Annotated in this window: 10 protein-coding genes and 1 tRNA gene; 6 read left to right on the forward strand and 5 right to left on the reverse strand. The window is 61.8% G+C overall.

Annotated features, from left to right (window positions below):
* The first annotated feature begins 21 nt into the window (after positions 1-21).
* Positions 22-672, forward strand: a complete 651-nt coding sequence (locus WDB91_RS00145) for a TRAP transporter small permease (protein ID WP_339113161.1) — start codon at positions 22-24, stop codon at positions 670-672.
* Positions 669-1,973, forward strand: coding sequence for a TRAP transporter large permease (locus tag WDB91_RS00150; protein WP_339113162.1), 1,305 nt, complete (start codon positions 669-671; stop codon positions 1,971-1,973). The genes WDB91_RS00145 and WDB91_RS00150 overlap by 4 nt, the downstream gene beginning before the upstream one ends.
* Before the next feature lie 72 nt (positions 1,974-2,045).
* Here WDB91_RS00150 and WDB91_RS00155 read toward each other — a convergent pair whose 3' ends face one another.
* The 3 genes from WDB91_RS00155 to rlmB all read right to left on the reverse strand — a co-directional run bounded on the left by WDB91_RS00155 (position 2,046) and on the right by rlmB (position 4,228).
* Positions 2,046-2,624 (reverse strand): cupin domain-containing protein, encoded by a 579-nt coding sequence (locus WDB91_RS00155; protein ID WP_339113163.1) that lies wholly within the window; start codon positions 2,622-2,624, stop codon positions 2,046-2,048.
* Between the two features lie 149 nt (positions 2,625-2,773).
* Positions 2,774-3,196, reverse strand: a complete 423-nt coding sequence (locus WDB91_RS00160) for a CoA-binding protein (RefSeq protein WP_339113164.1) — start codon at positions 3,194-3,196, stop codon at positions 2,774-2,776.
* Between the two features lie 234 nt (positions 3,197-3,430).
* Positions 3,431-4,228, reverse strand: a complete 798-nt coding sequence (gene rlmB, locus WDB91_RS00165) for a 23S rRNA (guanosine(2251)-2'-O)-methyltransferase RlmB (protein WP_339113165.1) — start codon at positions 4,226-4,228, stop codon at positions 3,431-3,433.
* Positions 4,229-4,366: 138 nt separating this feature from the next.
* On the opposite strand from rlmB, the gene WDB91_RS00170 reads away from it, so the two are divergent.
* The 4 genes from WDB91_RS00170 (at position 4,367) to WDB91_RS00185 (ending at position 11,023) form a co-directional block, all read left to right on the forward strand.
* Positions 4,367-4,450, forward strand: a tRNA-Tyr gene (locus WDB91_RS00170).
* A gap of 129 nt (positions 4,451-4,579) precedes the next feature.
* Positions 4,580-5,566 (forward strand): hypothetical protein, encoded by a 987-nt coding sequence (locus WDB91_RS00175; RefSeq protein WP_339113166.1) that lies wholly within the window; start codon positions 4,580-4,582, stop codon positions 5,564-5,566.
* A gap of 216 nt (positions 5,567-5,782) precedes the next feature.
* On the forward strand, positions 5,783-8,959 hold the full coding sequence (locus WDB91_RS00180; RefSeq protein ID WP_339113167.1) for a hypothetical protein: 3,177 nt from the start codon (positions 5,783-5,785) through the stop codon (positions 8,957-8,959).
* A gap of 165 nt (positions 8,960-9,124) precedes the next feature.
* Positions 9,125-11,023: a monovalent cation:proton antiporter-2 (CPA2) family protein gene (locus WDB91_RS00185; protein WP_339113168.1), complete on the forward strand. Its 1,899-nt coding sequence runs from the start codon at positions 9,125-9,127 to the stop codon at positions 11,021-11,023.
* Positions 11,024-11,090: 67 nt separating this feature from the next.
* Here WDB91_RS00185 and WDB91_RS00190 read toward each other — a convergent pair whose 3' ends face one another.
* Positions 11,091-11,600 carry a CarD family transcriptional regulator gene (locus tag WDB91_RS00190; protein WP_339113169.1) on the reverse strand — a complete coding sequence of 170 codons (510 nt, stop codon included), beginning with the start codon at positions 11,598-11,600 and terminating at the stop codon, positions 11,091-11,093.
* Between the two features lie 340 nt (positions 11,601-11,940).
* A complete protein-coding gene (fdxA, locus tag WDB91_RS00195) occupies positions 11,941-12,282 on the reverse strand; it encodes a ferredoxin FdxA (protein WP_339113170.1) in 342 nt (113 codons plus the stop codon).
* Between the last annotated feature and the right edge of the window lie 9 nt (positions 12,283-12,291).

Raw genomic sequence — 12,291 nt, forward strand, 5'->3', positions numbered from 1 at the left:
CTCTTTCCCCGCTAGGCTTTCATGACCCGATCATCCAAGCAGCATCCGCACGAACCGGTCGGTGCGGATAGCTATATCTATGTCGCAGAAGTCGACGCGACCGACATTCCCGACCAGCTGACCGCCATCCCCGAATGGCAGCCCACGGGCTTCTATGGCGCCCTGATGCGGGCCGAGACGTTGCTGGCGGGGCTGATCTTCACGCTCCTCTTTGTCTTCGGCCTCGCACTGGCCGGGCTGATGTTCGCGCAGGTGCTGCTGCGCTATGTCTTCCACTCGCCCTTCGTAGGCATCGAGGAGATCGCCCTTCTCTTCGGCGTCTGGATCTATTTCCTCGGCATGGCCTATGTGACGCGCAATGGCGAGCATATCCATGGCGGCATTCTCACATTGGTGGTCAAGACGCCGCGCACCATTCAGGCCGTCCGGATGTTGATGACCGTGCTCTCGCTGATCGCGGCGAGCGTCTTTGCCTATTACGCCATCCGCTATGCGATGTTCGAGATCGACAAGAACCGCATGAGTTCCTACATGCGCTGGCCGCGCTGGCTATGGTCCTCGTCGCTGATCGCGGGCTTTGGTGGCATGGTGCTGTATCTGGTGCTGCAATTCATCAATCAGTTCTGCGTGTTCCGCAACCCCGCCCTCGCGGCGAAAGGGGGTGACCAATGACGATCTTCTTCCTCTCCATGGCCCTGATCGTGGTGCTGCTGCTGGCCGAGATGCCGATTGCACTGGCCTTCGGCTCGGGGGCGCTGGTCTTCGGGCTGGCGAGCGGCTCGGATGTCTCGTTCCTTCTGCCCTATGCCTACCAGACCACCTCCAGCTTCGCGCTGCTGGCACTGCCGCTCTTCGTGCTGGCCGGCACATTGATGGCCGAAGGCGGGATTTCCGAACGCCTTCTCAATTTCGTCAACTCGCTGGTCGGCCGCGTGAAAGGCGGTCTGGGAGCCGTGACAGTGATTACCTGCGCGCTCTTCGGCGCGATCTCGGGCTCGTCCTCGGCAGCGATTGCAGCCATCGGCCAGATCATGATCCCGCGCATGATCCGTGAGGGCTACCCCGCAGGACATGCGACGGCGCTTGTGGCCTGCTCGTCGGTTCTGGCGCTGATGATCCCGCCCTCGATCCCGATGATCGTCTTCGCCATCACCGGTGGTATCTCGGTGGGCGCGGCCTTCCTGTCGACGCTGGTTCCGGGCATCCTGCTGGCCGCCATCTATGTCGTGCTGAACTTCATCTTCCTGCGTAATGTCGACACGATCAAGGTCGAGGAGAAGCTGACCTTCGACCAGTCGGTAAAGACTATCGGCCGCTCGGGGGTAAGGGCGTTCTGGGCGCTCCTGATGCCGGTCCTCATCCTCGGCGTGATCTATTCGGGCATCGCTACCCCCACCGAGGCCGCGGCCATCGCGCTGGTCTATGCGATCCCCGTGGGCTTCTTCATCTACAAGGGCCTGACACTGCGCAGCTTTGCGACCTCCTTCGTGCGTTCGGCCATCACCACCGGCTCGATCATCTCGGTGCTGTTCTTCCTCTTCATGATGAGCCGCGCGATGATCCTGCAGCAGATCCCCAAAGAGGTGGCCGAGGCGATGCTGTCGCTGTCGGACAACAAATATGTCATCCTGATCCTCATCAATATCGTGCTTCTTTTCATCGGCATGATCGTGGATGACATCTCGGGCTCGGTTCTGGCCGCGATCATCTTCCTGCCGGTCATCAACGAACTGGGCATCCACCCGATCCATTTCGCGGCCATCGTGGGCACCAATCTGGGCCTTGGCAACGTCTCCCCACCCTGTGCACCGATGCTCTACATGGCTGGCGGCGTCTCCAAGCTGACGCTCGACAAATATCTCAAACCAACGCTGAAATTCCTGATCTTCGGGCATTTGCCGATGACGATGATCGTGACCTTCTGTCCCGATCTGTCGCTCTGGCTGCCGCGCCTGTTGATGGGCATCCAGTAAAAGAAAGGCCCGAGGGATCACCTCGGGCCTTTTTCTATCCGCTTGGGGACAACGTCTCAGAATGCGTAGGTCTCAGAAGGTTGGCGGTGTGCAGGCACTGATCACAACACAGCGCACAGCGCCGATATTGCGGAAACGGTGCGGTTTGGTGGACGCGAATTTATAACCATCCCCCACTTGCAGCACCTCGACCTCGCCATCGACCTCCAAAAGCAGCTCGCCCTCGATCACGAACCCCGCCTCCTCGCCCTCATGGGTATAGGGCTCGCCGGTATCAGCGCCCGGCTCGTAGGTTTCGTAGAGCATCAGAAGCGAGCTGCCTTGGGAATAGCCCAGACGCTGCAACTTGGCCGCAGGAGACAGCGGGTTGATGCCCGAGCCATCCACCTGTTCGGGGGTGATGCGCTCCAGTTCGTCATGTCGGAACACGAACTTATCCACAACCGCCGCATCGCTTTCGAAAAACTCGGACAGGGTTAGATCGAGCGCTTCGAGGATTTTCTTGAGCGACGAAATCGACGGGCTCGTTTTGTTGCCCTCGATCAGCGAGATCATCCCGTTGGTGATGCCTGATTTCGCGGCCATTTCCCGCTGTGACATCTTGCGCGCCTTGCGCACGGCCTTGAGCCGTGCACCCACATCAAATTCCATCGCCTGTCCCGTTTGTATCCTTACGTCCGGAACATTTTCTTAGCAGGGCAACGGATTAATGACGAGAAAATCACGCAAATCCGAGCATTTACCGTAGTTTTATTCGGGATATGCAAAAATATTAAGCAACCCTGCACGATCACCCCGGTTTATAGCCCGAGACGGGGCATCTCGATCTTCGGGCAGCGGTCCTGCACCACGGTCTTTCCTGCCTGCTCCGCAAGCTCCGCGGCCTCGGCATTTGCCACCCCGATCTGCATCCAGACCGTGCGCAGCGACGGCAGATGCTCCAGCGCCTCGCGGGTGATCTCGGGCACCGCGTCGGAGCGGCGGAAGATATCCACCATATCCACCGCGATCCCGTCGGGGATCGAAGCGAGATCGGCATAGACGGTCTCGCCCAACTCGCTCTGCCCCGCCAGCCCCGGATTGACGGGAATCACCCGATAGCCTTTGCCTTGCAGGAATTTCGCGACCATATGCGACGGCCGGTCCGTGTTGGCAGAATAGCCGACCACGGCAATCACTTTGGTGGCTGTAAATATTTCGCGCAGGGTGGTGTCGGTCGTCATCGGCTTTACTCCCTTTTTCAGTCCCTTGCGGGAATCCTTCAAAAAAAAGCGCCCCGACCATAAGGCCTGGGCGCGAGTGCGGAACGAGGGACAGTGAACAAGGCGCAGCGGTTCCGAGTCTGCGCCTCCTGCCTATCAAGTTAGAAACGGCGGCGGCCATTTAAAGGCCCCGTCGCTATTCTCTCGACTATGTGATCCGTAAGATCGATTTTTTCGCGCGCCGTGGCAGTTCTGTCACGATTGCGCAGGGAGGCGACTGACAGCCGCATAAAGCGAAATCGCCGCGGCATTCGAGACATTGAGCGATCCGAAATCCGCTGCGAAGGGGATTTTCACCAGATGATCACACAGCTCGCGGGTGCGCTCGCGTAGCCCCGGCCCCTCGGCGCCCATCACCAGCGCGATCGGCAGATCGGAGGAGTTCGACAGACCCTCGGCCAGCGTCATCTCCGCCTCACCCGCGAGACCATAGACCACATAGCCGATCTTCTGGAGCTGCTCGATGGCATCGCCAAGGTTCTGGATGCGCAGATAGGGCTGCCGCTCCAGCGCGCCGGAGGCGGTTTTCGCCAAGGCGCCGGTCTCGGGCGCCGAATGGCGATGCGGTGCCACAACGGCCCGCGCGCCGAACACCTCCGCCGAGCGCAGGATCGCACCCACGTTATGGGGATCGGTCACGCGGTCGAGAAGCACCACCACCGGAGAGCCCTGCCCCGGTTCGCAGACATCCACCAGCTTGCCCCAGTCGAGAGGCTTCACCTCGAGTGCCGCCCCCTGATGGACCGAATCCTCGGAGATCGGCACGTCCTTGGTAAAGCGGCGCACATCGACGATCTCCGGTTCCATGCCCGATTGTGCGATGGCCTCGGCCAGTTTGTCGGCGGCATTCTTGGACAGGACCAGACGCAGTCGCGTGCGGTTGGGATTAAGCAGCGCATCACGCACCGCATGAATACCGAACAGCCATACGGTTTCCGCCGCCGCTGCGCGTTTCGAACGTTCTTTGTCGATGACCCAAGACGGCTTCTTCATCGGATTCCCCTTATATACTTGATCTTCTTCCTGCGCATTTGCGCGCCAATTGGCAAGCCCGAGAAAGAGTTGCAAGAAAAATCGAAAAAGGTGCTTGACGGTCCCCGCCACTCTCCGTAAAAGCCGCCACACAGCGTCGGGTGACGTGCTGCAAGGTGCGGCAGCGGACTGTAACTCCGCCGGGGAGACCCACGCCTGGTTCGATTCCAGGGTCACCCACCACTACCCCTCAGGGGTTCTGGTGATACGCTGTAAGCTCCTGAAAAATATGTGATTAGGAAAAGACATAGCTCTGTCTTTTCTGGCAGCGTTGCGCTTAGTATACTCGCAACATTCGATCCGGAGCCCTTCATGTCGCAACAATCGTCAGAAGAAAACTTCATCGTGCTCTGCATCGCCCAGCGGGGGCGTCTCGAGCATGAGGCCGTGGTCTTTACACGCTCTTTCCGCGCGACAAACCCCGAGTTCAAGGGACGGCTTATCGTGGCCGAACCCACAGGTGCGCGCTGGCGCGAGCCCACCACCCTCACGCCGGAGATCCGGGCCATTCTCGAAGAGGACGGCGCCGAGATCCTGCCCTTCGAGAATCGCCATTTCGGCGAAGACTATCCCTATGGCAACAAGATCGAGGCGCTGGCCGCCCTTCCGGCCCAACCTTTCATCTTCTTCGATACCGATACCGTTTTCACCGCGCCCCTGCCTCCGCTCGATTTCAGCTACCCGACCGCCTCCATGCGCCGCGAGGGCACATGGCCCGAACCGCCGCTTTATGGACCGGGCTATCACGAAATCTGGAAATGCCTCTATGACCGGTTCGGCATCGCCTTCGAGCCGACGCTCGATCTGAGCCAGCCCGAGGAATTCTGGAAACGCTTTCTCTATTTCAACGCGGGCTGGTTCATGGGCGCTGATGCGCAGGAATTCGGGGCGCGCTTCCTGCGCTTTGCGCTTTCCATCCGTGACGAGACGCCCGATGAGCTGGCCTGCCAGTCGCTCGACCCCTGGCTCGATCAGATCGCGCTGCCGCTGGTCATCGCCTCGCTCGGCGGCGGCCGTCCGCCCGCAAGCCTCGACGCGCTCGATGGGGCGTCAAGCTGCCATTACCGCACGCTTCCCCTTCTCTATGCCCGAGAGAGCGAAAGCGCCATCGCGATGGTCGAAGAGGTCTGCACGCCCAACCGGATCAAAAAAGTGATCAAGGCCTATGAGCCGATCCGCAAACTCGTGCTACAAGGGAAAGGCAAGAAGATCCGCGCGCTCTTCGACCAGAACGACCTGCCGCGCCGCGAGAAGGTCATGCGCAACCGGATCAAGCGCGAAGGGCTCTGGCTACGATAGCTTTGCGCGCCCTACAACCGGCCCTTCCGGCAGGAGCGCTCCGGCTCGGGCACCCCGTGCAAGCTCCTGCCGATATGGGCAGCGCTTTGCCGAAGTCTCCGGTAAAATCACCCATCAGGGTGGTTCGCCGCTTTCCTTGAAAGCCGTTCTCGGCTACCAGTAACAAAACACCAAAACGGTGCCTTTAGGCCCCGATGAGACGCACCGAGCCAGACCATGAAACCTCAATTCGCCCTGAATTTCGCGGACGAAACCGTCAGCCTCCTTGCACGCCACAGCTATGGCTGGATGGCGCATGGGCAGGTCCGGCTCGATGACGAGGCGGGGCTCGAGGCAGGGATGGCCGCGCTGCGCGCCAAGGTGATCGAGCTGGGCGGGGCGGAGTTTGCCACCAAGCTCGTCATTCCCGCCTCGCAAATCCTCTATACCGCAGTGCATGCCCCCGGCCCGACCATCGCCGAGCGCCGCCGCCAGATCGAGGCCGCTCTGGTTGGCATGACACCCTATCCGGTGGAAGATCTGGTCTTCGACTGGTCCGGTCCCGGAAAGACGGTGCATGTGGCGGTGATCGCACGCGACACGCTGCGCGAGGCCGAGGATTTTGCCGAAAGCCACGGAATGCGGCCTGTCTCCTTCGTTGCACTGCCGCAGGGCGAGGAGTTCATGGGCGAGCCGTGGTTTGGCCTGACCACCTATGCGCCCGAATATCTGGCGCAGGGCGATTATGTGCAACCCGACCACAAGGCCATCGTGATCTGCACCCCCGAGGAAGGCGCCGCGGCCATCGCCGCAGCCCAAGCCGCCTCCGAGGCCGCGGAAGCCGAGGCGCGCGCCGCCGAAGCGGCCCGCGTTGAGGAAGAACGGCTGGAATATGAGCGCCTCGAAGCTGAACGGCTCGAACAGGAACGGCTGGAACACGAGCGCATCGAAGCCGAACGGCTCGAACAGGAACGGCTGGAACACGAGCGCCTCGAAGCCGAACGGCTCGAACAGGAACGGCTGGAACACGAGCGCCTCGAAGCCGAGCGGCTCGAACAGGAACGGCTGGAACACGAGCGCCTCGAAGCCGAGCGGCTCGAACAGGAACGGCTGGAGCGCGAGCGCCTCGAAGCCGAACGGCTCGAACAGGAACGGCTGGAGCGCGAGGAGGCCGAGCAAGAGGCCGCGCGGGCGACATATGCCCGTTCCGCGCAGGACTACGAGCCTGCCGAAGCGGAGCCCGCTCAATCCTATGGCGCTCCTTCCGCTTATGACACCGGCAGATATGTTATGGACCCGCCGCAATGGCAGGACGAAATTGACGACATGCCCGAGGATATGCACGACACCCTGCATGCCCGGACGCCGCGCAGCTCGCTGGCCGAGGAACTGGCGGTCTATGGTCAGGAGCCGAGTGAGGAAGAGCGCCGTGAAGCCGAATATGGCAGCGACTTCGGCGCCGAAAGCGGCCCCTATACCGAGGACGAGTTCGCTGAAAGCCCGCAGGCCGCCTCCGCGACGATCGGGGCTGCCGACCGCGCCAGCGCCCAAACACAGAGCTGGCAGAATGGCGGCTCGGACCGGATCTCGATCCCCGAGAGCGATCTCGACCGGCTGCGTGCCGAATTCGGCGTCGAACGGCCCGAAGATATGCCCGGCAAGAATGCCTCGCTCGCCGCACAGAAAGCCGATGCCGAACAGGCTGCGGCAACGCCCAAATTGAGCGGGGCGCGCCGCGACCTGCCCGCCATCGGCAAGGGCCCTGCCCTGCATGCCGAACGTGGGAACGAAAAAGAGGCTTCGGCCAGATCCACGCCCGAACGCAAGGCAGGCGAGCTTCGCAAACCTGTGATCGCCCCTGTCACGGAGGGCCCCGCCCTGTCGCGCAAACCGGTCGCGGCAGAGGATGCAACCAACCCGCAGGGACGTGTCTCGATCACTGCCCGCGTCAGCCGCGCGGCAGACGAGGAAGATGATGCCCCCGCAGGGGATCTGTCGGAGCGTATCGGTGGCAAGCCGAAATATCTCGGGCTGATGCTGACTGGCGTGCTGATCCTCGTCCTGGCCATTCTGGCGATGCTCATGGGCAACGGCTCCGAGAGCGAGGACCTGCCCGCGGCTCAGGAGCAATCCGCACTCTCGCCGGACGCTGCCCGGACAGAAAGCGCACAGACTGACAGTGCTCAGACCGACGCTGATCAGGCCGACGCTGCGCAAACAGATACCACACTGACCGAAAGCCCTACCGCTACAGAACCGGCCACTGCCGAGCTGTCCCCCGAGGCGGCCGCCAGCGATACGGCCTCGGCAACCGCCGAAGCGCAGCCCGTCGCTGCAACCGGCAGTGTCGATATGCTCGACACCCCTGCAAAGCGCGACCCCGAACCGACAGTGCCTGACGCCCCCCCACCCTATAACCAGCTGGCCCGCATCCAGCCTGACGGCACGGTGACCCCCACCACTGAAGGCGTGTTGATGCCCGGCAATTACATGCTGGTGGCGGGCGAACCGCCCAAGACCCCGCGCGCGCGTCCGCAGGATGTGGCCTTTGCCTATACCGAAGCGACCGGCAAGCCGATGCCCTATCAGGCGCCATCACTGAAGGGCAAAACACCGCGGCTACGGCCCGAGAGCGTGGTTAAGGCGGCTGAGGCCGCCGCTAATGCCCCCGTCCCCGTGGCAGTCGCCCTACCCGAGACGCAGGGCCCCGCCGCCAAGCCTGCCGCGAAACCCGAGGAGCCGCAGGCCGCAACGCAGAGCGCCCAGACAGATGACGTCACAGAAGCGGACCCGCAGACCAGCGATCCGCGTCTCTCGAGCGCCTCTCCCCTGCGCGCCCGTCCGGCAACGGTTGCCTCAGCGGCACAGGCGGAAGCGGAGCGGCGCGCCGCCGAGCAAGAGGCAGCCGCGCAGGCCGCAGCCGCGCAAGCCACGGCCACCGACCAGGCGGTGACCGTTTCGCGCCGCCCCCTCGGCCGGCCACAGAATTTCTCGAACGCGGTGCAATCGGCTCTTGCTGCGGCGATGGCCAGCACACCTGTAGCGGCAGCCCCTGCTCCCGCTCCACGGCAAACCGCCCGCACCGCGACACCTGCACCGCAACCGCAGCGACAGTCGCAACCTGAAGCCGATGACGAGCCGGAGGCCAGTTCCGCGCCCACTCTGCCGACCTCGGCCTCGGTGGCCAAAGCCGCCACCAGCGATAACGCCATCAAGCTCAATCAGGTTAATCTGATCGGCGTCTATGGCGGCACGACCAGCCGGCGCGCCCTCTTGCGCATGCCCAATGGCCGTTTCGTCAAGGTGCAGATCGGCGACAAGTTCGATGGCGGACGCATCACGGCGATCAATGACAATTCCCTGACCTACCAGAAGGGCTCGCGCGCCTACCGCATCAACCTGATCGACGGCTGATCTTCGCCACTCCCGATCCGGCCTGCGGCAATTGCACTTGCCCCACACGAAAATTCGAGTTTTTTCGCGCCAGTATCTGGACTAGCCTTGCAGCACATCCTGCTTGGTCATCCGCGCATGACCCCTCGCGCGTCTCCCGCGCCGAATTGAAAGACGATCGCACAAATGGAAGCTTTTCTGCTTCAGGCCACCCTGTATCTGTTCGCCATGATCATTGCGGTGCCGCTGGCGACACGGGCCAAGCTCGGGTCGGTTCTGGGCTATCTGATCGCGGGGTTGATGATCGGGCCGGTGCTGGGCCTGACCGGTTCGGAAATGGACGATCTCCAGCATTTTGCCGAATTCGGTGTGGTGATGATGCTGTTCCTGATCGGGCTCGAACTGGAACCCCGCGCGCTCTGGGCGATGCGCGACAAGCTGGTGGGCTTGGGCGGGCTGCAGGTGGTAATCACGCTGGTGGCGGTCACGGCCTTTGCCATGGCCTTCGGGCAGCCACTCTCGGTGGCGCTTGCACTGGGCATGATCTTCTCGCTCAGCTCGACCGCCATCGTTCTGCAGACCCTGAACGAGCGCAAACTGATGCAGACCCCGGGCGGGCGATCCACCTTTGCCGTGCTGCTGACGCAGGATATCGCAGTGATCCCGATGCTCGCGATCCTGCCCCTGCTGGCACAACCCGGCGCACGGGCGCTGGCCAAGGCCGAGGCGCAGGCGCATAATCCGGTCTCGGCTTTTATCGCGACCCTGCCCGGCTGGGGCGTAACACTATTGACGCTGGCCGCCGTGGCGCTGGTCGTGCTGGCGGGCCATTATCTTGTGCGCCCGATGTTCCGCTTCGTGCAAAGCACCCGCCTGCCTGAAATGAACACCGCCACCGCCCTGCTGATCGTGGTGGGGATCGCTACGCTGATGAATATGGTGGGGCTCTCGCCAGCACTCGGCACGTTCCTTGCGGGCGTGGTTCTGGCCGATAGCGAATTCCGCCACGAACTGGAAGCCTCCATCGAGCCATTCAAGGGCCTGCTGATGGGGCTCTTCTTCATCACCGTGGGCGCTGGCATCAATTTCGCCGTCTTCTTTGCGGCCCCGTTCGAAATCACCGGGATCGTCATCGGGGTGGTCGCGCTGAAGATCGCTGTCCTCTACGGTCTCGCGCGCCTCTTCAAGATGCAGGGGCGCGACAGGTCGCTATTCACACTCGGGCTGGCACAGGCGGGGGAATTCGGCTTTGTGCTCGTGTCCTTCGCGGTCAGCCAGCGGATCTTTCCCAATGATCTGGCCGAGAAGATCCTGCTGGTCATCGCGCTCTCCATGCTGATCACACCGCTCCTGTTCATCCTGCAAGGCGCCTTGGCCTCGCGACTGCGCGAGGAGACACCAAAGCCCGACGAGATCGACGAGCAGCAACCGATCATCATCGCCGGCATCGGCCGCTTCGGGCAGGTGGTGAACCAGTTGGTCACCATGTCGGGCTTCCGCACCACCATGCTCGATAACGACCTCAAGATGATCCAGTTGATGCGCACCTTCGGCTATAAGGGCTATTTCGGCGACCCGACCCGACCCGAACTGCTGGCCGCCGCAGGCATCATGAAAGCGCAGGTGCTGGTGGCCGTGCTGGATGACAAGGATGCGGTGACGCGGCTTGTGACCTACGCCCGAAAACTCCGCCCCGATCTGCATATCATCGCTCGTGCCCGCGACCGCGTGCATGTCTACGAGCTGTATAAAGCCGGTGCGAATGACATCGTGCGCGAGATGTATGACAGCTCGTTGCGCGTCGGGCGCTATGTGCTGGAGAATGTGGGGCTGTCGGATTACGAGGCTGCAGAACTGGAGAAAATCTTCTTCAAGATGGACCGTGCCATGGTGCGCGATCTTGCGGAGGTCTGGAAACCGGGTGTGCCGATCGAACAGAACCACGAGTATATCGCAAGAACCAAGGAGAAGAATGCGGGCCTGCAGGCGGCCATCGCGCAGCGGTTCGCGATGCGTGGGGACAACGCCCCGCCCCCCAAGGTGGATACCGACCGGCCTGCCAGCGTGGGTGAGCTGGACGACTGATCCCGACACCAGAAATACAAAAAGCGGGCCACTCGGGGCCCGCTTTTCTATCAGGAAAGCGATATGGTCAGGCGGCGGCGCGGCTGTCGAGCACTTCGTCGACTTTCTTTGCCGCACCGGCCTCGTCAGTGCCCGAGACAGCCGCGATCTCGCGGGTCAGACGCTCGAGCGCCGCTTCATAGAGCTGACGCTCCGAGTAGGACTGCTCGCGCTGGTCATCGGCGCGGTGCAGGTCGCGCACAACTTCCGCAATGGACAGCAGATCGCCGGAATTGATCTTCTGTTCGTATTCCTGCGCACGACGCGACCACATGGCGCGCTTGACCTTGGCCTTACCCTTGAGCGTGTTCAGCGCGCGGGTCACCTCGTCTTCGGAGGCAAGACCACGCAGACCGGCCTCGGTCGCTTTGGCGGTCGGCACGCGGAGGGTCATTTTATCTTTTTCGAAGGAGATAACAAAAAGCTCGAGCTTCAGGCCCGCAATCTCTTGCTCTTCGATCGACATGATCTTGCCGACACCATGAGCGGGATACACAACGTAATCGTCAGGGCGGAATTCCGATTTCTTCTTGGTCATTCAGTCGCTTCCTTGCAGGCAATCCGTTCGGCCCGTTCCCACAGCGAAAAAGACACCCTCCGGCTGCCGAAGCGCCGCGCGGGTGCCATATATCTGTGAGATCACTGAGACGGTGAGCATGCCGTAACAGAGGGGTCCGGATCTATTATGGCCTGACCATACCATAAAAACGACGATCAGAAAAGCACGGCGTCAATACCGCGCCATGACAAGATTAACAAATCCTTTACGCCGGAAACCATGTTGCGGCGGATACTGCCCGCTCAACAGTCATGACAAAGCCGGGAAGGCGCGTTGCACATCCCGGCTTCGTTCAAAAAACCAGTGAGGCAGCAAAGGCTTACTGATCGCCCTCGCCCGGCGCCTCGGAGAAATATTTCTCCATCTTGCCGGTTTCGCCGTCATATTTCTCGTGATCGGGCATCGGATCTTTTTTCTGAGTCAGAACCGGCCACAGTTCGGAATATTTGCGGTTCATCTCGACCCAGTCTTCCATTCCCGGCTCGGTATCGGGACGAATCGCGTCCGCGGGGCATTCCGGTTCACACACACCACAATCGATACATTCGTCGGGATGGATCACCAGCGTGTTCTCGCCCTCGTAGAAGCAATCCACCGGGCAGACTTCGACGCAATCCGTGTATTTGCAGTTGATGCAGTTGTCGGTAACGACATAGGTCATGGCACGAAT

It is taken from the genome of Thioclava sp. GXIMD2076 (assembly GCF_037949795.1).
GTDB lineage: Bacteria > Pseudomonadota > Alphaproteobacteria > Rhodobacterales > Rhodobacteraceae > Thioclava > Thioclava kandeliae.

Bases quoted from the DNA above. Each gene is read 5' to 3' on its own strand.
- WDB91_RS00160 (WP_339113164.1), bottom strand. From the start codon at position 3,196: ATGACGACCGACACCACCCTGCGCGAAATATTTACAGCCACCAAAGTG.
- WDB91_RS00150 (WP_339113162.1), top strand. From the start codon at position 669: ATGACGATCTTCTTCCTCTCCATGGCCCTGATCGTGGTGCTGCTGCTG.
- WDB91_RS00190 (WP_339113169.1), bottom strand. From the start codon at position 11,600: ATGACCAAGAAGAAATCGGAATTCCGCCCTGACGATTACGTTGTGTAT.
- WDB91_RS00185 (WP_339113168.1), top strand. From the start codon at position 9,125: ATGGAAGCTTTTCTGCTTCAGGCCACCCTGTATCTGTTCGCCATGATC.
- rlmB (WP_339113165.1), bottom strand. From the start codon at position 4,228: ATGAAGAAGCCGTCTTGGGTCATCGACAAAGAACGTTCGAAACGCGCA.
- WDB91_RS00155 (WP_339113163.1), bottom strand. From the start codon at position 2,624: ATGGAATTTGATGTGGGTGCACGGCTCAAGGCCGTGCGCAAGGCGCGC.
- fdxA (WP_339113170.1), bottom strand. From the start codon at position 12,282: ATGACCTATGTCGTTACCGACAACTGCATCAACTGCAAATACACGGAT.
- WDB91_RS00175 (WP_339113166.1), top strand. From the start codon at position 4,580: ATGTCGCAACAATCGTCAGAAGAAAACTTCATCGTGCTCTGCATCGCC.
- WDB91_RS00180 (WP_339113167.1), top strand. From the start codon at position 5,783: ATGAAACCTCAATTCGCCCTGAATTTCGCGGACGAAACCGTCAGCCTC.
- WDB91_RS00145 (WP_339113161.1), top strand. From the start codon at position 22: ATGACCCGATCATCCAAGCAGCATCCGCACGAACCGGTCGGTGCGGAT.